Source organism: Bradyrhizobium lupini, assembly GCF_040939785.1.
GTDB classification, from domain to species: Bacteria; Pseudomonadota; Alphaproteobacteria; order Rhizobiales; family Xanthobacteraceae; genus Bradyrhizobium; species Bradyrhizobium canariense_D.
Window position 1 is genome coordinate 6,438,098 of record NZ_CP162553.1, and the last position, 20,937, is coordinate 6,459,034.

The 20,937-nt window shown below is 65.1% G+C and carries 16 protein-coding genes and 1 pseudogene; 11 read left to right on the top strand and 6 right to left on the bottom strand.

Annotation, left to right across the window (positions count from 1 at the left end):
• The first annotated feature begins 11 nt into the window (after window positions 1-11).
• On the top strand, window positions 12-2,411 hold the full coding sequence (locus AB3L03_RS30610; protein WP_368507615.1) for an EAL domain-containing protein: 2,400 nt from the start codon (window positions 12-14) through the stop codon (window positions 2,409-2,411).
• Window positions 2,412-2,413: 2 nt separating this feature from the next.
• Here AB3L03_RS30610 and AB3L03_RS30615 read toward each other — a convergent pair whose 3' ends face one another.
• Complete coding sequence (locus AB3L03_RS30615) at window positions 2,414-2,800, bottom strand: hypothetical protein (RefSeq protein WP_368507616.1); 387 nt, start codon at window positions 2,798-2,800, stop codon at window positions 2,414-2,416.
• Window positions 2,801-2,926: 126 nt separating this feature from the next.
• Between AB3L03_RS30615 and AB3L03_RS30620 the strand changes: the two genes are divergently transcribed.
• A complete protein-coding gene (locus tag AB3L03_RS30620; RefSeq protein ID WP_247337387.1) occupies window positions 2,927-3,514 on the top strand; it encodes a hypothetical protein in 588 nt (195 codons plus the stop codon).
• 76 nt (window positions 3,515-3,590) lie between these two features.
• A complete protein-coding gene (locus AB3L03_RS30625; RefSeq protein WP_085348846.1) occupies window positions 3,591-4,190 on the top strand; it encodes a YdcF family protein in 600 nt (199 codons plus the stop codon).
• An 18-nt stretch (window positions 4,191-4,208) separates the two neighbouring features.
• On the opposite strand, the gene AB3L03_RS30630 is transcribed toward AB3L03_RS30625, so the two are convergent.
• Window positions 4,209-5,552 (bottom strand): PLP-dependent aminotransferase family protein, encoded by a 1,344-nt coding sequence (locus AB3L03_RS30630; RefSeq protein ID WP_368507617.1) that lies wholly within the window; start codon window positions 5,550-5,552, stop codon window positions 4,209-4,211.
• 183 nt (window positions 5,553-5,735) lie between these two features.
• Here AB3L03_RS30630 and AB3L03_RS30635 point away from each other — a divergent pair, with 183 nt between their 5' ends.
• Window positions 5,736-5,972, top strand: coding sequence for a DUF1127 domain-containing protein (locus AB3L03_RS30635; protein WP_027566875.1), 237 nt, complete (start codon window positions 5,736-5,738; stop codon window positions 5,970-5,972).
• Between the two features lie 891 nt (window positions 5,973-6,863).
• On the opposite strand, the gene AB3L03_RS30640 is transcribed toward AB3L03_RS30635, so the two are convergent.
• The 4 genes and pseudogenes from AB3L03_RS30640 to AB3L03_RS30655 form a co-directional block, all read right to left on the bottom strand.
• Entirely contained in the window at window positions 6,864-7,700 is an 837-nt protein-coding gene (locus tag AB3L03_RS30640) for an outer membrane protein (RefSeq protein WP_368507618.1), read from the bottom strand.
• A gap of 189 nt (window positions 7,701-7,889) precedes the next feature.
• Window positions 7,890-8,030, bottom strand: coding sequence for a hypothetical protein (locus tag AB3L03_RS30645; RefSeq protein ID WP_368507619.1), 141 nt, complete (start codon window positions 8,028-8,030; stop codon window positions 7,890-7,892).
• Window positions 8,031-8,355: 325 nt separating this feature from the next.
• Window positions 8,356-8,781: a universal stress protein gene (locus AB3L03_RS30650; RefSeq protein WP_007602088.1), complete on the bottom strand. Its 426-nt coding sequence runs from the start codon at window positions 8,779-8,781 to the stop codon at window positions 8,356-8,358.
• 104 nt (window positions 8,782-8,885) lie between these two features.
• Window positions 8,886-9,418: pseudogene (locus AB3L03_RS30655) on the bottom strand (histidine phosphatase family protein).
• Between the two features lie 194 nt (window positions 9,419-9,612).
• Here AB3L03_RS30655 and AB3L03_RS30660 point away from each other — a divergent pair.
• The 7 genes from AB3L03_RS30660 (at window position 9,613) to AB3L03_RS30690 (ending at window position 20,936) form a co-directional block, all read left to right on the top strand.
• A complete protein-coding gene (locus AB3L03_RS30660) occupies window positions 9,613-11,070 on the top strand; it encodes an NAD(P)/FAD-dependent oxidoreductase (protein WP_368507620.1) in 1,458 nt (485 codons plus the stop codon).
• Window positions 11,071-11,155: 85 nt separating this feature from the next.
• Complete coding sequence (msrB, locus tag AB3L03_RS30665) at window positions 11,156-11,668, top strand: peptide-methionine (R)-S-oxide reductase MsrB (protein ID WP_026233843.1); 513 nt, start codon at window positions 11,156-11,158, stop codon at window positions 11,666-11,668.
• Between the two features lie 178 nt (window positions 11,669-11,846).
• Window positions 11,847-14,123, top strand: coding sequence for a flagellar hook-basal body complex protein (locus tag AB3L03_RS30670; protein ID WP_368507621.1), 2,277 nt, complete (start codon window positions 11,847-11,849; stop codon window positions 14,121-14,123).
• A gap of 33 nt (window positions 14,124-14,156) precedes the next feature.
• The gene (gene flgK, locus AB3L03_RS30675; protein WP_368507622.1) at window positions 14,157-16,040 is read left to right on the top strand and encodes a flagellar hook-associated protein FlgK; all 1,884 of its coding nucleotides are present in this window, start codon (window positions 14,157-14,159) and stop codon (window positions 16,038-16,040) included.
• A gap of 21 nt (window positions 16,041-16,061) precedes the next feature.
• Window positions 16,062-18,443 (top strand): beta strand repeat-containing protein, encoded by a 2,382-nt coding sequence (locus tag AB3L03_RS30680; RefSeq protein WP_368507623.1) that lies wholly within the window; start codon window positions 16,062-16,064, stop codon window positions 18,441-18,443.
• Between the two features lie 71 nt (window positions 18,444-18,514).
• Window positions 18,515-19,297 (top strand): hypothetical protein, encoded by a 783-nt coding sequence (locus AB3L03_RS30685; protein WP_368507624.1) that lies wholly within the window; start codon window positions 18,515-18,517, stop codon window positions 19,295-19,297.
• Window positions 19,287-20,936 (top strand): hypothetical protein, encoded by a 1,650-nt coding sequence (locus AB3L03_RS30690; RefSeq protein WP_368507625.1) that lies wholly within the window; start codon window positions 19,287-19,289, stop codon window positions 20,934-20,936. Before AB3L03_RS30685 ends, AB3L03_RS30690 begins: the two co-directional genes overlap by 11 nt.
• The last annotated feature ends 1 nt before the right edge of the window (window position 20,937 follow it).

A 20,937-nucleotide genomic window follows, 5' to 3' on the forward strand; every position in this document is an offset into this window, starting at 1 on the left:
AGGGGCCCGCAATGCATCAAGTTCTCTACTGTCTCACCGAGGAGCACGACTGGCGGCTCGTCGCGCTTGGCGGCGCGGTGTGCCTGCTCGCAAGCGCGGCGGCGATCAGCCTGTTTCACCGGGCGCGCGCGACGCACGGCTCCGGGCGTCTGGTCTGGATCGCCCTGGATGCCGCCGTCAGCGGATGCGGCATCTGGGCGACGCATTTCATTGCGATGCTCGCCTACGGGCCGGGCGGTGCCGGCGCCTACAACATCCCGGTGACGATCCTTTCCCTGATCTTCGCGATCTCCTTAACCTTCGTGGGGTTGAGTCTTGCGGCAACTTCCGTGCGCGCGCCGTGGATCGTGCTCGGCGGCGCCATCGTCGGCGCCGCAGTCGCGACGATGCATTATACCGGAATGGCGGCGCTGGAGATGCCGGCACGGGTCGACTGGATCGGGAGCACGGTTGCCGCCTCGGTACTGTTCGGAATTGTTTTCGCGGCGCTCGCGCTGTTCGTCGCTGCGCGGCGCGACGACCTCTTCCACGCGCTGACCGCAAGCACACTGCTGACGGTCGCCATCGTCGCACATCATTTCACCGCAATGGGCGCTGTCGTTCTGACGCCGGATCCGACGCTCGCGATCAGCGGGTTATCGATCCCGCCGGCCTCGTTGTCCTTTCTTACCGCGGGTGCCGCAGTTGCGATCATCGCGATTGCGCTGGTGGCCGCGCTGCTTGATCGCCGCGCCAAGGGCGAACTGGGCCGCCAGCAGGTCGTGCTGGATACCGCGCTCGAGAACATGTCGCAGGGACTGTGCATGTTCGATGCGGACGGCAAGATCATCCTGTTCAACGAGCGTTATGCTGCGATGCTTGGCCGCACCGACATCCTGCTCACCGGCCGACTGCTGGTCGACGTGCTGCGGGAGGAGCAGGCGAAGGGTCAGTGGCAGGGCGATGCCGGCGAATTCTTCGCGCGCCTCGTCGCCGACGCGCGCGAGAGCCGCGCCACGACCGACATCGTGACCAGGTTCGGCCGCTCCATCCGGGTCGTCAACCAGCCGATGCAGGGTGGCGGCTGGGTCGCGACCTTCGAGGATATCACCGAATGGCTGGAGGCCCAGGCCAAGATCTCGCACATGGCCCGCCATGACGCGCTGACCAGTTTGCCGAACCGCGTGCTGTTCCACGAGCAGCTCGTGCAGGGACTGCGCCGGACCAATTCAGGCGACCAGCTCGCCGTGCTTTGTCTCGATCTCGATCACTTCAAGGACATCAACGACTCGCTCGGCCACCCCATCGGCGATGCGCTGCTCAAGGAGGTCGGGCGCAGGCTGAAGGTCACCGTCGGCGAGAACGACACCGTGGCGCGGCTCGGTGGCGACGAATTCGCCGTGGTCCAGATCGGACGTTCCGAGGAAGCCGCGGCAAGGTCCCTTGCCGGCCGCCTGGTCGAGGTGATCTCGGCGCCTTACGAGATCGACGACCATCAGATCATCATCGGTGTCTCCATCGGCATCTCGCTGTCCCCGCAGGACGGCGACAATCCCGATGAACTGCTGAAGAACGCCGACCTCGCGCTGTACCGCGCCAAGGCGGATGGTCGCGGCACCTATCGCTTCTTCGAGACCGGCATGGATGCGCGCGCACAAGCACGGCGTCTGCTGGAGATGGATATGCGCGCGGCGCTGCAACGTGACGAGTTCCAGCCGTACTACCAGCCGATCCGCGACGTCGCCAGCGGTCGCGTCGTCGCGTTCGAGGCGCTGCTGCGCTGGAATCATCCGCAGCGCGGCCTGATCGCGCCCCTCAGCTTCATTCCATTGGCCGAGGAGACCGGCCTCATCATCCAGCTCGGCGATTTCGTGCTACGCTCCGCCTGCACCGACGCCGCGACCTGGCCTGACGATGTCGACGTCGCGGTCAACCTGTCGCCCGTGCAGTTCAGGAACCCAAATCTGATCGCATCCGTGACCGAGGCGTTGGCGTTGTCGGGCCTCGACGCGCGCCGTCTCGAACTCGAGATCACCGAATCCGTGCTGCTGCAGAACAGTGAGGCGACGCTGACCACCCTGCACGAGCTGCGCGCAATGGGCGTGCGCATCTCGCTCGACGATTTCGGCACGGGCTATTCGTCCCTGAGTTATCTGCGCAGCTTCCCGTTCGACAAGATCAAGATCGACCGCTCCTTCGTGTCGGAACTCGCGACGCGCGAGGATTCCATGGCGATCATCCGTGCCGTGACTGGCCTCGGCCGCAGCCTCGGCATTGTCACCACGGCAGAGGGGGTCGAGAACGACGGGCAACTCGAGCTGCTCCGGCGCGAAGGCTGCACCCAGGCGCAGGGCTATTTGTTCAGCAAGCCGCGGCCGGCTTCCGATGTTGCGATCATGCTGGACCGACCGCCGTTGCGCGCAACCGCCTGAGGTTAGCCGCGGCGCAGTGCGAAATGCGCGCCGCAGAACGCCATCACAGCACCGAGGCCCAGCGCGGCAATTCCGGCCAGCACGCCCGAGACCGTCGGCACCGGGCTCGGCGCCGAGGCCACCTGGCCAGCACCCGCAAGCAGCAGCACGCCGACCGCGATCAGGAATTGTCGCATCCGTTGCGGGATCTGGCCCGAGACGGCGCTCTGCATCAATGTCGCCGTGAAATAGCCGCCGGAGAAGCCGACGGAGGCGATCAGCCACCAGGCGATCGCCGCGCCCGCCGGTATGAACTCGTGCGTGTCCGAGTGCCAGAGGCCGCCGAGGTCGAGCCCGTAGCGCGCGCCCAGCATGTGCACGGCGAGCGCGAGCAGCACGCCGGAGATCACGGCGGCGCCGAGAATCAGGCGGCGCGGAAAAAAATCGTCTCAGCCATGGCTCGCTTGTAGGATGGGTCAGGGCGCTCACGCAAGCGGATCGCAGAGTGGATCGCCCGGATAGGATCGATTGTGAAGATGCGGGATTCGGGAGCTGAGATGGCTGCGGGTGCGAGCTATGCCTACAAGGCGTCGCTGATCGGCTCGGCGCATCGCTTCGAGCTGACGGAGGAGGGGCTGTCCTGGCACATCGGCGGCCGTTCGGGCCTGTGGCGTTATGGCGAGATCAGTGCAATCCGGCTGTCGTTCCGCCCGGTGTCGATGCAGCAGCACCGCTTTCGCGCCGATGTCAGCCATGCCAGTGGCGGCCGCATCGCGATCCTGTCGACGAGCTGGCAGACCGCGGCCCTGATGGCGCCGCAGGACAATGGCTTTCGCAACTTCATCGTCGCGCTGCACGCGCGCATGGCGCAGGCCGGCAGCCGCGCCGAATTGACCGCGGGCCTTGGCCGCAGGACCTACGCGACAATACTGGCTTTTCTTGCGGTGCTTGCGGTGGCGATGACGGGGCTCCTGGTCCGCGCGCTCGCGATCGGCGAATTCGCCGGCGCGCTGTTCATCATCGGTTTTGCCGCGCTGTTCGCCTGGCAGATCGGCGGTTTCGTCCGGCGTAACCAGCCGCGGAGCTACAGCTTCGATCGCCTGCCGAGAGCGTTGCTGCCCTAAATGCCTTGCCTTTGGTGCAATGGGCCGCAATCAAACGTGACTTCGCGCCGTTGCGGCGGTGTCGCATCGTGCTGCCATGTCAACCCTGGATCGCAGCACGCGGAGGCCTTCGGCGGATGAGATCTCCGAGATCAACCGCGCCCATCTCATCGAGACGCCGCTGCAGCCGGCGGACCTCCTGTTCATGTTCGGCACCCGAGAGGACGTGGCGCTGCGGGCCGATACGGCGGGGCGACTGTGGCGCCAGGGCTATTTTCGCTGGTCGATTGTCAGCGGCGGCGTGACGGCGGGCTCGGAGCAATCCGAGTGCACGATCATCAAGGCGGCGATGGTCGCGGCGGGCATTCCGGCCGACCGAATCCTCGAGGAGCATCGTGCCCTAAACACCGGCGAGAACGTGATCCTCTCGCTGCCGATCATCGACGCGGCGCTCGGGCTGCACAATGTCCGCCGCGTGATCTGCCTCGGCAACACCTGGACCGCGCGGCGTTATCCGATGACGCTGCACCGGCACTGGCCGGAGGTCGAGAAAATGCTGCTCACGGTCGACAGCTTTGCGACGTCACGCGCGCTCTGGCACACCGATCCCGAATTTTGCCGCCGCATGCTGCATGAATGGGACAAGATCGAGCCTTACAAGGCGAGGGGCTTCATCGCGGAATGGCCGGCGGCCTGAGCTTGGGGCAAGCGCGCGCTACTCCGTCGAGTCGAAATCCTCTTCCTTGGTGCCGAGCAACGACACGAGCGTGCGCAGACCGGAATCGAGCTGCTCGAACGAAGGCGGAGCGAGGGCGAGCCGCACTGCGTTCGGTGCGTGGCCATGGGCGATCGCGAAGGTCGAGGACGGTGTCAGCGCGATGCCGCGCCGGGCTGCCGCGGCGACGAAGGTCTGCGAGCGCCAGTGCGCCGGCAGCGTGAGCCAGAGATGATAGGAGCGCGGATCCGCGGCGAGCTGGTAGCCGGCGAGCAGCCTTGCCGCGGTCTGCTGGCGGCGCGCGGCGTCGATGCGTTTCAACCGCGTCAGCTCGGCGACGGTGCCGTCGGCCATCAGCCGCTGTCCGGATGCCAGCGCATGGCCGGACGCGATCCAGCCGCCGGTGCGGACCGCGCTCATCACGCTCTCGCGCAATCGCGGCGGCGCGACCAGGATGCCGAGCGCGAGGCCCGGCGCGACCTTCTTGGAAAGGCTGTCGATCACGATGCAGCGGTCGGGGCCGAGCGCGGCCAGCGGCGTGTCGTCGGCCAGGAAGCCGTAGACGGCATCCTCGATGATGGTGAGATCGAGCTTCTCGGCGACGCGCATGATGTCGACGCGCCGCGTCGCATTCATGGTGACGCCGAGCGGGTTCTGGATGATGGGCTGGAGATACAGCGCCGACAGATGCGCCTCGCGATGCGCCTTCTGGATGGCGTCGGGGCGCGCGCCAAATTCGTCGATCGGAATCGGGACCAGCGTCACGCCGAGCCGCGCGGCGATGCTCTTGACGTAAGGATAGGTCAGCGCCTCGACGCCGCAGCGGCCGCCGGTGGGAACGAGGGCTGCGAGGGCGGCCGCGAGCGACTGCTTGCCGTTGGCGGTGAAGACGATCTGCTCGGCCTGCGGCGCGAAATCCTTGCGCGCGAGATAGGCGGCGGCCGCATTGCGCGCGCTCTTGGTGCCGGTGCTGGTGGAGACGCGCAGCGCGGATTCGAGCGCGTCGACGCGCTCGAGGCCTGCAAGGCTCTTGGCGATCATCGCCCATTGCTGCGGCAGCAGCGGGTAATTGACCTCGAAATCGATCCGCGCATCGCGCGGCTCGCTCAGCGCCTCGACCTCGCGCCTGATGGCGCCGGAGATGAAGGTGCCGCGGCCGACCTCGCCGACGACGAGGCCACGGCGGAGCAACTCCGTATAAACCCGGCTCGCGGTCGAGACCGCGATGCCACGGTCATAGGCAAAATTGCGCTGCGGCGGCAGCCGGTCGCCCGGCCTTAACGTGCCGTTAGAGATATCGAGAGCAATGGCATCGGCAAGCTTCACGTATTCGAACTTGGACATTATTGCACCGAGAGCAATGTTTCACTTGCTCCGAGTAGTGTACTGGATCATTTAAGTTCCATCAAGCTTCACGATTGAGCCGAGGAGAGCGAGAGCAATCCGAGGCAAATGAGGTGCAGGCGCTCGGGCGCTTGCGCCAACGGCATCCGCTTCGCCGCGTGGACAACAGGCCGGAGAAGGACAATGACCACGATCTCGCAGACCGCCGGGCGGAGTTTACGCTCATCCTCGTCGGACGGATTTTTCCGCAAGCTGGCCAACGGCGCCTATGCGCTGTTCGACCGCCTGGAGCAACGCTCCGCCGTCAAGACGCTGAACGATCTCGATGACCGCGCCTTGCGCGACATCGGCATCACGCGCAGTCAGATCGAGGACGCGGTCTACGGCCAGGCCAAAGCAGAGCTGACGCGGTATCTGTAAAGCGCTTCGCTCTTGTCCCGGACGCGCTGCGTCCGGGGCACCACACTGAGTTTTCAGGCACACCTGCTTCAACATCGTCATTGCGAGCGCAGCGAAGCAATCCAGAATCCCTCCGCGGAAAGACTCTGGATTGCTTCGCTGCGCTCGCAATGACGGCGTTTGTGGGTAGCACTGTCGCTCCTTGAGTTCGCATCTCACTCGCAGACACACCTTCGCATCCTCGCGGCGCATTTCGCCCGAGCTTTGCTTCGCCGTCTCACCCTCAAATGAAAGAGGGCGCAGGGAAGACCGGGCGCCGGCTGGCACCCGCGGTCCACTGTGCGAAGTTGCAGTAAAAAATCTGCACAGCGGCATACAGGTGAAGCCAAAACGTCCGGCCTTCCCTGCGCAGCGGTTTTACGGCTTATGCCGTGCTCTCCCCGGGGAGCGATGCACTATTGCCCCCTCGCCTCATGGATGGCTGATGCGCGAACCCGGTCGGGCCGCCACATCACCACAAGACTTGACGCACAGACCCCGGGCGTCAGGACACACGGTTTTGCCGTACGCTGTCAGCACCGGTCGTGTGCGCGACGCCTTCGCTCACGGTTGCCCGCCCTGCGAAACCATTCGCGCCGGTGTGGCCCAGCGTCCGCCGCTGTCCGGCCTGCGTTCGTGACGATCGCGATACGCCCTCTTCCTTGGGCCGGGTTGCGGTGACACATACGTGATTTCCGAATTTCGGTAAAGTGGAATATTTTCATCGGCGGGCGTTGACTGACAGCTTGGGTGTTTTGCCCGACGGGCAATGCAAGGGCTTTGAGCCGGACGGAGCGCAGCGCAATCCGGGATTCCATCCATGCGGGCACAGCGGCCCCGGATTGCGCTCTGCTCACTTTTGAGACTTGCCGATCAGAAACGATAGTTTACGCCGACACGGGCGATGTCGACGCTCGACTTGATATCGACGCGACTCGTGATGACGCCAGTTAAGCCGGCCGGTGATTGAAGCGAGCCAGTTAAGTTATAGCCGTTCGTGCCGAAGCCCATGTGCAGATACTCGCCCTTCACGGACCAACCTGCCCCAAGGGAATATTCGAGGCCGCCGCCGACCACGTAGCCCACCAAAATGGCGCGGTCAGAAGCGTTCATGGAGCCTAACGGTCCATAGGTAAGCGGGAAAAGGCTGGTGGGGATACTGCCAGTAGCACTCGCGCTCAGCTTGGTTTCAGCCAACGCTATACCGCCAGTTGCATAGAGCAAAGCCGGCCCAAACGCATAACCCACTCGGCCGCGGAACGTCGCGTACCAATCGGTGCTGACGGAAGCGCTGCCGTTGAAATTGCTGCCGATGGCGGGCAGAATGGCAATGGCCGAATTGCCGATGCTAGTCTTTGAATTGAGATACTGCCAATCAGCCTCGATGCCGAGCACCGTCTGCTCGATTTGCCAGTTGTAGCCGGCCTGAATACCGGCGGTGATGCCATTACCGTTGTCAGATACAGCGTTGAAGCCATATGGGGCCGAACCGCCGTTCGAGTTCACGAACGTCCCGATGACGTTTGAAGCGCCGTAGTTGCCCCAGCCGTAACCAACGTTGCCGCCGATATAGAAGCCCGTCCAGTTGCCCGCCTGCTGGGTGATAGCCGGAGCCTTCCCTGGCATACGGATCGGCTCCAAGTCGGCAGCCTGGGCCCTGATCGGGCCGAGAGCGACGGTCGAGAGCAACGCGAGCACAAACTTTCTCATCTAATAGAACTCCCTATGTTGGGCCGCCCCCGCGGCGCGCCCCTTATGAGGCAAAACCGAGACAGCATCAAAGCGCGATCGAATGCGCAACTTGAGTTATCCTTGCCATAGTGCTGGAGACCTTTTGCAACCCAACTGCGCGGCTCGGCGAAGCGGAGCCACCAGTTGCCTCGCGCTGCGGCGATCGGCTTAGCGCGTCGGCAGCGGTCCCGGCTTGCGAAAGCCGCGCACCCCGGCAAAGCGGAGCACCTCGCCGATTCTCTGGGGAACCCGATCCATGGTCTGCGGCGCGCTCTTCCACTCCACCTTGATCACCTTGACGACCACCACGGTGTCAATTCGCCGACCGCCACGTCCAACAGCGACTTCGCGTAGGTGGTCATGCTGTTGCGGTATGCGTTGCGTGCTTGTGCCGCCATTGTCCCCGTGGTTTTCAAGCAGCTGGTCCAGCACCGTGCTTGAAGGTCGCGGTGTGCAATTTGGCGGCGCGGGCCGCCGCCGTCGACGTATTTCCCTGGCATTTTAGGCCGCGCACGAATGTCGCTGACAGCCGATCCCAGGTCCGCATGATCGGTCGGCAGCAACCGGAAATAGGGTAGCTCGGACGCTCCATCCGGGCTACGAGTTGCGCCCAATGACGAAGTTGGTGCGGTGCCTAGTGCCTGACCACCAGCACGGAGCATTTTGCGTAGCGCACGACATGTCCGGCATTGGAGCCGAGGAAATAGGTGCGCATCGCCGGCCGGTGCGAGGTCATCACGATCAGCTCGGCCTTCATGTGAACGGCTTCCTCCAGGATCTCGTGATAGATGCCGCCCTGGCGCACCACGCTGGAGATGCGGGAAGGCTCGATGCCGGACTCGCGTGCGACGATGGCGAGGGCTTCTTCCGAGGTCTGGCGCTGCTGCTCGTCGAAATCGGCCGGCACGTATTCGGCCAGCATCACCGGCGTCATCGGCAGCACGTTGAGCAGGCGCACCACGCCGCTCCAGGTCTGCGACAGCGTTGCGGCGGTCGCGATCGCCGGCTTGGCCAGGTCGGTGTCGGCGAGGTCGATGGGCACGAGGATCGACTTGAACATCTGCGCCTCCAAATCTTCCAGTCAGGACGTCTTGCCGGCACGTCGCGCGATCAACCCGATCGAAACAGCCTTAGCTTCGAAGCAACCTTAACTTCGAAGTAGCCTTAGCTTCGAAGCAGCCTTGGACTGACGAACAGCACCAGCCTACCGCGGCGGTAAGCCACGTCACCCCAATCCTTGACGTCAAAATCGAAGATCGCAAGCCCCGACGTGGGCAGGTTGTCGGCGAGCGCCTTGGCGGCGGCCGGATCGCCGCCGCCCGTCAGCATCAGGGCGATCTCGTGCATGCCCGGATTGTGGCCGACCAGCAGCAATTGCCTCGGATCAGCCGGAATGGTTGCAGTGCGAATGGATTCCAGGATCTGGGCGGGATCGGCGGCGTAGAGTTCCGGCAGGACCTCGACCTGCGGCGCTGCGACGCGGTCCTTCATGGTCTCCCAGGCAATGTCCCAGGTCTGCCGAGCCCGGACGGCATGCGATACCAGTACGGCCTGGGGAAAGGGGGATGGGAGGCCATCCAGTCGCCGATCTCGGCGGCATCCTTGTGGCCGCGGTCGTCGAGCCGGCGGTCCTGGTCACGGCCGCTCGGCGCGTCAGTCTCGGTCTTGGCGTGACGCAGCAGCATCAAACGGCGCATGGCACTCTCGAATCGTTACGCGTTCCAGAATAATCTACAGGTGCCGGTTGAGGGCAAGGTGACAAGGGCCTGCACAGTCCTCTAAAGCGCGATGAGATTAGGACAATCCCCATCGCGCTTTAAATTTTTGTTTTGAGCATGATCTTTTCGGAAAACCGCTGCACACTTTTCCGGATCATGCTCTAAGAAACGGCATGAGCGAGACTTTCACAAGCGTGTCCCAGGAAGAAGCCGGCTTTCGTGAACGCGCGCGACTGTCGTTTGATCTCGACGCCGATATCTGCGTGATCGGGGCGGGGCTTGCAGGGCTCTCCATTGCGCTCGAGGCGGCCCGGCTGGGGGCCAGCGTCGCGGTGCTCGAGGGCCGCCACATCGGCTGGAACGCTTCCGGCAATCAACTCGGCACCGTGATGCCGGGCTTCGCGCTGCCGCTCGCCGAGCTGATCGAGCGCATCGGCTTCGAGGATGCGCGGGAATTGTGGACACTGTCGAAAGAGGGCGCCGAGTTCGTCCGGGCCAACGCCACCGAAGAGAACATGCCCGGGATCGGCCCGACCGACGGCGTGCTCGAGGTCTCCAACGTCGATGCCGGCGACCGGCTGATCAGCCGGTTGCAGATGTTGAACGAGGATTTCGACACCGAGGCCGAGGGCTGGCAGGTCGATCGCGTCCGCGCCGCACTCAAGACCGATCGCTACTTCCACGGCGTGTATTATCCGAAGGCGTTCCAGGTCGACGGGCGCAAATATGTGCACGGCCTCGCGGCGCTGGCGCGGCGCGCAGGCGCCCGCATCTTCGAGGACACGCCGGTCGTCAGCATCGATCATTCCGGCATCCGCAAGCGCATAGTCACGCCCTCGGCGCGGCTGCGCGCCACCCATATCGTGCTCGCCGGCAACATCCATCTCGGCGCGCCGTTGCGGCGCCTGTCGGAGACGCTGCTGCCGGTCTGGCGCTATGCCGGCATCACCGCGCCGCTCGGCGAGCGCGTGCACGAGATCATCGCCTTCAAGGGATCGGTGATGGATTCCGACGGCGTCGATCATTTCCGGATCGTCGATGGCGACCGGCTGATGTGGGAAAGTCCGGAGACCACCTGGGCCGCACGGCCGCAGCGCTTTGCAGGCAGCGTCAGGCGGCGGATCCGGTCGATCTTTCCCCAGCTCGGCAATGTCGAGATCACCGACATGTTCGGCGGCGCCACCGGCCAGACCGTGCATGGCATGCCGCAGATCGGCCAGTTGCGCAAAGGCCTCTGGGTCGCAAGCGGCTTCGGCCGCCAAGGCATGAACACCTCGGCCATGGCCGGGCAGATGATCGCCCGCAGCATCCTGTGGGGCGACGAGCGCTGGAAGCTGTTCTCGCCGTTCGAGCTGGTCTGGGCGGGGGGAACGACCGGGCGGGTTGCCGGGCAACTGGTCGGAATCTGGGGCAGGGCGAGTTCCGCCGCCGCAGGCTCGCTTGCCCGCTATCGCGAGCGTGCCAGGGTCAAGGACCGGGAACGCGAGGCGCGGCTGGCCGAAGCCAACCGGGCCGCCGGGACCGGTCCGCGCCGTCCGCCGCCCGGGGTTCGGCCCCGGCCGGCCCCACCGCCGAAGCCTGTGGCGGAAGCCGTGGAACCAGTCCCGCAGGACGACAGCGCCTCGCGATAAGGTGAGAAAAACTCCGCCCGGAAGTGTAACGTCGACGGTTAGAGCCCGTATCTCAGGGCGTAGACGCTCCCGCATGGAGAATGAGATGTTTGACCGCCGCATCCTGTTGACGACTGTCGCCGGCCTGTTCGGCCTTGCGGCCTTCCGCTGGCTCAGAGCATCGCCGGCTGAGGCTGGAGAGAAAGCCGCGCAGAAATTCGAGATCGAGAAGACCGACGCCGAATGGCGTGCCCAGCTCACGCCGCAGCAATATGAGATCCTTCGCAAGGAGGGCACCGAGCGGCCGGGCTCCAGCCCGCTGCTCAAGGAGCACCGCAAGGGCGTCTTCGCCTGCGCCGGCTGCGACCTGCCGCTGTTCGCCTCCGACACCAAATTCGAGAGCGGCACGGGCTGGCCGAGCTTCTACCAGCCGATCGAGGGCAATGTCGGCAAGACCGAGGACCGGACCTACGGCATGCTCCGCACCGAGGTGCATTGCCGGCGCTGCGGCGGCCATCTCGGCCACGTCTTCGACGACGGTCCGAAGCCGACCGGATTGCGCTACTGCATCGACGGTTTCGGGCTGGTCTTCCATCCCGCGGCGGCGTCCGCAACCTAGCTTTCGTCCCGGCAATTGTTGCCGGTCCCGGCAATTGTGCCCCGGTCATCAGGCCGGGGCTTTTTCGTTAAGTCATTGATTTTATGATAAAACCCGCATTGGCATAGCCCTTGCGACAGTCTCCTTCGACTGCGGCCATGGTCGACCGGCCGCCGAGATCGGATCTGGAGACAAAGTTATGGGTATCTTCGATGCAATGAACACCTCGGTGGGTGGCCTGCAGGCGCAGTCCTACGCGCTGCAGAACATTTCCGGCAACATCGCGAACTCATCCACCACCGCTTACAAGGGCATCGGCACCAGCTTCGTCGATCTCATTCCGGACGCCTCGGTGCCGAGCAAGCAGGTCGCCGGCGGCGTGACCGCCAACGCCAAGGCGACCATCACCACCCAGGGCACGATCTCGTCCTCCAGCGTCGCCACCAACATGGCGATCACCGGGGACGGCTTCTTCTCGATCCAGAAGGCAACCGGCGTCGTCGACAACGTTCCGGTGTTCAGCGGTGTCACCTATTACACCCGCCGCGGCGACTTCCAGCTCAATGCCAATGGCAATCTGGTCAACGGCGCCGGCTATTATCTGATGGGGACCACGGTGGACCCGAAGACCGGCAACCCGACCGGCAACGTCGCGACCGTCCTGAAATTCCAGAACAACTTCATCCCGGCGCAGGCGACGACCTCGATCCAGTACGCCGCGAACCTGCCGAGCGTGCCGAACACGGCGGCGAGCTCGACCGCGGCGAGCGGCTCGCTGCTGGCGGCGGGCGGCCTGAACCCGTCCGATTTCGCCGCCAACCCGATGATCGTCGGCACGCCGCCGCCGCCCTACACGAATGCGACGATCTCCGGCGCAGCCGCGACCGGCAATCTGCGCTCGGCCTATACGCCGACGACCGCGACCGGCTCGGTGGCGCTGCAGGACAGCGCTTCGGCGGTGGCGACCGGCAGCACGTCTCTCGATTCCGGTGTGACCCCGCATCTCAACACCACCCTTCTCACCAACCTGGCCGGCAAGACATTGACGGTCAACGGCCAGACCATCAACTTTTCCGCCACCGCTTCTGGCGCCTCGACGACCGGCAGCACGACCACGATCGGCCTGCTCTCGCCTACCGGCGCGCTAATGTCGGACGTCCTGAATGCGATTGTCCTGGGCGCCGGTGGCGCCCCGGCCGCCGCGACAATGAACTCCAGCGGCAACATCCAGATCACGACCAACACCACCACTGACGTGACGATCGGCGGCAGCGCGGCAAGCTTGCTCGGCATCAGTAGCATCACGCGCGGCGGAAACGTGCTGTCCACCCCCGCGATTACCGGTGCGACGCAGCTCGGCGGCACCGCGCAGCCCGGCGGGGCGGAGGTGCTCTCGACGCCCTTCGTGGTCGGCAACACGATCCAGGTCAACGGCACGGCAGGCGCCAATACGATCACCTTCGTGGCCTCAGGTGCCACCAGTGCGACGCCGAACCTGATCAACGTCACGGACGACATCGCGACCTTGCTTCAGAAGATCGACAACCTCAGCGGTGCAAGCGGTTCTTCGATCAACAACGGCGTAATCACGCTGAACACCGGTATCGCCAATCCCACCTTGACGGTGACCAGCCCCAACAACTCCACCGCCTTCGCTGCGCTCGGCTTCACGTCGGCCATTTCCAAGAACCGCGGCGGTGGCGGCACGGCCGGCACCGGCGGCGTGATCGGCAACGACATCGCCACGTTCACCAAGGAATCGATCAGCGGCGGTGCGGTCACCGCCTACAACGCCGCGGGCACGCCGGTGAACCTGCAAATGCGCTGGGCCAAGACCGACAGCGCCTCGCTCGGCACCGGCCATTCCGACACCTGGAACCTGTTCTACCAGACCGATCCGAATGCGACCGGCACGACAGTCGGCTGGGTCAATACCGGACAAGCCTTCACCTTCGCCGCCGACGGCTCGCTGACCTCGCCGAGCAGCTCGGGCATTACCATCAACAATGTCAGCGTCAGCGGCCAGTCGCTCGGCTCGCTCTCCCTCAACATCTCCCAGGGCGGCCTGACGCAATATGCCAGCACCAGCGGCGCGGTGACGATCAACACCATCACCCAGAACGGCTATGCCGCAGGCCAGCTCCGCTCCGTTGCCGTCAACAACAACGGCCTCGTGGTCGGCACCTTCTCCAACGGTCAGAACCTCGATCTCGCACAGGTCTCGCTGTCGCACTTCAACGGCACCAACTATTTGAAGGCGCTCGACGGCGGCGCTTTCTCTGCGACCGAGCAGTCGGGACCTGCGATCGACGGCGCCTCGGGCAGCATCAGCGGCTCGTCGCTGGAAGGCTCGAACACCGACATCGCCGACGAGTTCACCAAGCTGATCGTGACCCAGCAGGCCTATTCGGCCAACACCAAGGTGATCACGACGGCGAATTCGATGGTGCAGGACCTCCTCAACGTATTGCGCTGATCGCGCGTGACGTAACCAAAGGCGGCCAGTGATATGGGTTTGAGTTCAGCCCTTGCCAGTGCGATGAGCGGTCTGCGTGCCAATCAGGCCGCGCTCTCGATCGTGTCCTCGAACGTCGCCAATTCGCAGACGCCGGGTTACGTCGTCCAGACGCCGAACCAGATCGAGGTCACCACCGGCGACTTCGGCTCGACGGCGATGACGACCGGCGTCAGCCGCGAACTCGACACCTTTGTGCAAAACCAGCTGCGCACCGAGACCGGTGGCAGCGGCTATGCCGACCAGATGGCCAACATCCTGAAGCAGCTTCAGAATGTCTATGGCACCCCCGGCAACAGCGGCACGCTCGAAACCGCGCTCAACAATTTCACCACTTCGTTGCAGGCGCTGTCGACCAACGCAGGCTCGTCGTCGGCACAGACCGTCGCGCTCGGCGCCGCGCAGGGGCTGGCCCAGCAGCTCAACGTGACCACCAAGGGCATCCAGTCGCTGCGTTCCGACGTCGAGCAGGATCTCGGCACCTCGGGGCAGCAGGCCAACGCCGCGATGAACCTGATCGCCGACATCAACACCAGGCTCCAGGGCCTCTCGGCGAACGATCCATCCGCCGCGACACTGATGGACCAGCGCGACCAGGCCATCAACACGCTGTCGAAATTTGTCGACGTGCGTGTCACCACCGACGGCTCCAACCAGGCCAACATCTACACCACCACGGGCTTCCAGCTGGTCGGCGCCGGGCTCGCCTCGCAATTCTCCTTTGCCTCCGCCGGCGCGCTGACGGCGACCTCGCTCTACAACGGCGATCCGAGCAAGTCCGGCGTCGGCGCACTCGATCTCAAGCTGCCGAACGGCTCGCACATCGACGTCGTCGCCAACAACGTGGTCTCGTCCGGCCAGATCGCGGCCGATCTCAAGCTGCGCGACCAGACGCTGGTGCAGGCACAGACCCAGATCGACCAGCTCGCCGCCACGATGTCGAGCGCGCTGTCTGACAAGACCACGGCCGGCAGCACCGTCTCCGGCCCGCCGGCCGGATTCGACCTCGACCTTTCCGGCGCGCAACCCGGCAACACGGTCAACATCACCTACACGGACACAGTTACCAACACCCAGCGCCAGGTCACGCTCGTCAACGTGACCGATCCGGCGGCGCTGCCGCTTCCGAACGCCACCAACGCCAACCCGTTTCAGATCGGCGTGAATTTCTCCAGCGGCATGAGTGGAATCGCGGCGGCGCTCAACACCGCGCTGCCCGGCGCGCATCTGTCCTTCTCCGCCGCTCCGTCGCCGGCGACCCCGACGACTCTGCGCGTCACGGACGACAACAGCGGCCTTGCCAAGGTCAATTCGGCCTCGACCACCAGGACGATTTCGTCGCTGACCTCGGGCAATCCGCAATTGCCGCTGTTCACCGACGGCGGCCAGGCGCTCTACACCGGTGCGATCACGGCGTCGGGCTCGCAGATGACCGGCCTTGCCGGCCGCATCGCCGTGAACACGCAGCTGACCGCCGATCCGACCAAGCTCTCGGTCTACAGTACTTCGCCGGTGACGCCGACCGGCGACACCAAGCGCTCGGACTATCTGTATTCGCAGCTCACCTCGGCGGTGTTCTCCTATTCGCCGCAATCCGGTCTGGGCTCGGCGAGCCAGCCCTTCACCGGCAGCGTCTCGAACTACCTCCAGCAGTTCCTGAGCGTCCAGGGCAACGCCGCGACCCAGGCGACCGCGCTCCAGCAGGGCCAGAGCGTCGTGGTCTCGACGCTCCAAGCGAAATTCAACTCGACCTCCAGCGTCAACCTGGACTCGGAGATGTCGAACCTGATCCAGCTCCAGAACGCCTATGCCGCCAACGCCCATGTGATGTCGGTGGTGCAGGGCATGATGAACACGTTGCTCCAGGCTCAAGTGTAACAAGTAACAGGGCTCTGAAACATGTCGATCAGCAGCATCAATTACTCCTCGTCGATTCTCGGATCGCAGATCCGCAACATCAATCAGCAGCTCACCGACCTGTCGACGCAGCTCTCGACCGGCAAGCTGTCGCAGAACTATTCGGGGATGGGCACCAACGAGGGCTTTGCGATCGCCGGGCGCGCGCAGCTTTCCAACATCGCCGCCTATACCGACACGATGACCAACGTCAACGTCAGCATCAACCTCGCCAATACCGCGCTGCAGTCGCTGACCACGATCCGCAACACGGTGCAGACGGGCTCGGCCAACACCGCGCAGGATCTCAACGTCAACGGTCAGACGGTTGCGCAGAACACCGCAGCCGCGCAATTCGGCTCGATGGTCGGCGTTCTCAACACGCAGTCCGGCAATCGCTATCTGTTCTCCGGAACCGCCTTCAACACGCCGTCCGTCGCGAATGCCGGCGACATCATCAACGGCACCACGACGCAGGCGGGCTTCAAGACCGTTATGGTGGAGCGCCAGGCCGCCGACCTCGGTGCTAACGGTATGGGCCGGCTGGTGCTGGCTACGCCACAGCCGACGCCGAGCTCTGTGATGGTGTCGGAGGACGCGGCCATATCGCCATTCGGCCTGAAGATCGCCGCGGTCTCCTCGACGCTGACCGGCGCGACGGTCACCGGCCCGAGCGGCTCGCCGGTGTCGTTCTCGGTCGACCTCAACGGCGTCAATCCGAAGAATGGCGACAAGCTCAGCGTCCAGTTCACGCTGCCCGACGGCTCGACCGAGCAGATCGACCTGACGGCGTCCACCGCGACGCCGACGCCTGTCGGCAGCTTTGCGATCGATGCAAGCGTCCCGGTCAACCCGAACAACACGGCGACGAACCTCAACACCGCGCTGAACACCGCGATTAAGAAGCTTGCCGGCACCTCGCTGGTGGCGGCGTCCGCTGTCACCGCCGGGGACAATTTCTTCAATACGGCGGGATCCGCCACTGCCAATGTGGCGGCCACCGGCAATCTGCGCTCCTATACCTCCACGACCGGGACGGGCTCGGTCGCGTTGCAGGACAGCGCATTGGCGACTGCGTCTACGACCACGTCGCTCGATTCGTCGGCGACACCCCATCTCAACGGGACCATTCTCAACGCGCTCGCCAACGCTCCGACCGGTACCACCCTGACCATCACCGGCGCGAGCGGCGCCCACACGATCACCTTCGACCCTACCGTCACTACCGTCACCACAACGGCCAGCGGCAATACCACTATCGGACTGGCTTCGGGCAGCGCCGCGAAGGTGTCTGATATCTTGAATGCGATCGCGACGGCCGCCGGCATCCCCGCCGCCAACGTAACTCTGAGCGCCGGCGGCAATATCCAGATCGCGACCGGCACCGGCACGGACGTGGCGGTCACCGGCGGCGCGGCGGCCACGGCGCTCGGTCTCAGCAGCGTGACGCGCGGCAGCGTGGCGTCGACGCCTCAGATCACCGGTTCAACTGTGCTGAGCGGCATTGCGACTACGGGCGGCCCGGAAGTCCTCTCAGCGGCGTTCCAGGCGGGGTCGGCGGGTCCGCCTGCCGTTAATCCCGATACGATCACGGTGAACGGTCAGACGCTGACTTTTGTCCCCTCGGGCGCCAGCGGCCCAAACCAGATCAACATCACCGACAACATCACAACTCTGCTTGGCAAGATCGATCAGATCACCGGCACCACGAAGCCGTCGACGATCCATGGCGGCGTGATCACGATCAACACGGACGATCCCGGGAGCCTCAACATCACGAGCTCGAGCAGCACGGCGTTCGCGGCGCTCGGCTTCACGACCTCCCCGGTCACGGCGGCAAAGGCTCCGCTGCGCGTCGGCTCGTCGCCCCTCGGCTCGGCGACGACGCTGGTGAACGGCTCGGCCACCACCGTGCAATGGTACCTGGGCAATGACGGCCCCGGCTCGCCGCGCTCCACCGCGATGGCCCGGGTCGACGATTCCGTCACGGTGCAGTATGGCGCGCAGGCGAACGAGGACGCGATCCGCAAGGAGCTGCAGGCGGTCGCCGTGTTCGGGACGTTCTCGACCTCACCGACCGGGCAGTATTCGGGCGGGCAGGTCGCCGCGCTGAGTCTGCGGGTGACACAGGCCCTGACGAAGCAGCCAGGCCAGCAGCGCATCGAGGACATCCAGACCGACATCGCAATGGCCCAGAACACCATGAAGGACGCAGGCACGCGCCAGACCCAGGCCAAGGCGCAGCTCCAGACCATCATCGACCAGGCGGAATCAGCCTCGCCGGACCAGGTCGCGAGCGAGATCCTGTCGCTCCAGAATGCGCTCCAGGCGTCCTACCAGGTGACCTCGAACCTCGCGCAGCTCTCGCTCGTCAAGTTCCTGTAAGCGGGCGTTAAGGCGCCGTTAACCATGCCTCTTTACCTCTTGGTGAGGATTGCAGCGGGGCGGAGCTGACGATGTCGGAGAAGATGAAGCTGGTGGTGGCCACGCCATGTTTCGGCGGGCAGGTGACGAGCATCTATGCGAGCTCGATCTTCGCGCTCCAGCGCGCCGTGCACGGCATGGCCAATCTCGAGCTCAAGGTTCTGTTGCGCGACGGCGATGCGCTGATCACGCGCGCGCGGGCCAATCTGGCCGCGATGTTCCTGGACGATCCCGAAGCGACGCACTTCCTCTTCATCGATGCCGACATCGGCTTCAAGCCGGAGCAGGTGTTCCGGCTGATCGAGTGCGGCGCGGACGTCGTCGCCGGCTGTTATCCAATCAAGCGGATCAACTGGGACAAGGCCGCGCGGGCGATCCAGTCCGGCCGCGCCGACGTGCCGGCCGCATCGCTCGACTACGTGCTCGAGATCGAGGATCCCGACCGCATCGTGGTGGTGAACGGCTTCACCCGCGTGCGCTACGCCGGCACCGGCTTCCTGATGATCCGGCGCTCCGTGCTGGAGGCGATGTGCCGCCATCCGGACTACGCGGCCCTGCAATTCTTCCACGAGCATTCGCACGATACGCTGGCGGCGAGCCACAACCGGTTTGCCTTGTTCGAATGCATGATCGATGCGGCGACCGGCACCTATCTGTCCGAGGACTTCGCCTTCTGCAAACGCTGGACTGATATCGGCGGTGAGATCTGGGCCGACATCGAGAGCTCGCTCGATCACGTCGGAGCGTCGGTGTTCCACGGCGACATCACCTCGCAATTCGCACCGGCGCCCGCGGCGGCGGCCGATGCGGCGTGAGCCTTTCGGGATGAGCGCCGGCGCATCCCGTCTGTCAGCCAGCGAGCGCGCGTCCGTCGGCGGCTCGCGCTATCGCCTGCGCGATCTCTTCACACCACTGGATACGCTGCTCGCCTCCGGCGGAGATCCGCGGCTGGCGCTCGATCCGAACGACCGTGTCAACGCCTACGGCTGCGCGGCTTCGCCGGAGCCGGAGCTCTGGAATTTCGCCTCCGCGACCGCATCGACGATCTCGCAGATGGCCTACGACCGCGCCGCGCTGGCGCGCGAAGAGCTGATGCACAAGTGCCTGTTCGACGAGGTCGAAATCGCCTTCGACGCCCGCTGCGAGGACATGCGCGAGGAGCTGCGCGGCCACCTTGCGCTCTCGTCGCGCATCGGCGTCGTGTTCTCGCCGTCCGGCACGGACTCCCAGCTTCACGCCCTGTTCGTGGCCCGCGCGGTGCTCGGCGCGGCGCCGGTGACGATCGTGGTCGGCGCCGACCAGACCGGAAGCGGGACGCCGCATACCGCACGCGGCCACCATTTCAGCACGATGACGGCAGGCGGCATGGCCGTGCGCAAGGACGGCGCGGTGACGGGGCTGGCCGGCGACAGCATCGCGGTGCCGCTGATCGACATGGCGGCCGGCGTTGCGATGCGCACCGATGCCGATGCCGCGGTGCTGCATGCGGTCGAGACCAGCCTCGCGCAAGGCCGGCGCGTTTTGTTGCAGATCATGGATTCGTCAAAACTCGGTTGGCGTGCCCCAAGCGAGGCGTGTCTCGACGAGATCGCGCGGCGCTGGCCGCGCAAGGTTCAAATTGTCGTCGATGCCTGTCAGGCGCGGCTCGGTCGCCGGCGGCTGCGCGCCTATCTCGACCGTGGTTACATGGTGCTGATCACCGGCTCGAAATTTTTCGGCGGACCGGCCTTCAGCGGTGCGCTGCTGCTGCCGAAAGGCCTGTCGCGGTCGATCGACCGGATGGGCGGGATCGCGCCTGGCATCTTCGATTATGCCGGCCGCTGCGACTGGCCGGTGGCGTGGACGATGCTGCGCTCGCGGTTCGAGCGCCGGCCGAATTTCGGTCAATGGCTGCGCTGGGAGGCCGCGCTGGCCGAGATCGGCAGCTACTACGCCGTGCCCGGGGCTTTCCGCGCCAGGATGCTGGCCGAGCTTGCAGCCGGCATCGACAGCATGATCGCGTTGTCGCCGTCGCTTCGTGCCGTTCCCACCGCGATCGAGAAGTCCGGCGCGGACGACGAGGAGTTCGTGCAAGCCACGATCTTTCCGTTCACGCTGCTGCGCGGCGGCAAGCCGGTCTCGCTCGCCGAGACCAGCGCCGTGCATCGGGCGCTGGCGTGCGACATGGCCGAGGAGATCAGCGGCAGCGCGGCGGACCGGCAAGTGACCGCCCAGCGCTGTCTCGTCGGCCAGCCGGTCCGACTGGAGCGGCAGGACGGTGCGCCGCAGGCCGTGTTGCGCCTCTGCGTCGGCGCACGATTGGTGACCGAGGCATGGTCGCCGAATACAATGCAGGCGCAACGCAATGTGCAGCACGTTCTCGATCGCATCGCCCATGTGCTGGTGAAGATCGAGCTGCTGCTTGACCGTGGCGCGGTTGCGGCCGTGCCGGCAAAGTCCGCGTTCGAGGTGTGAG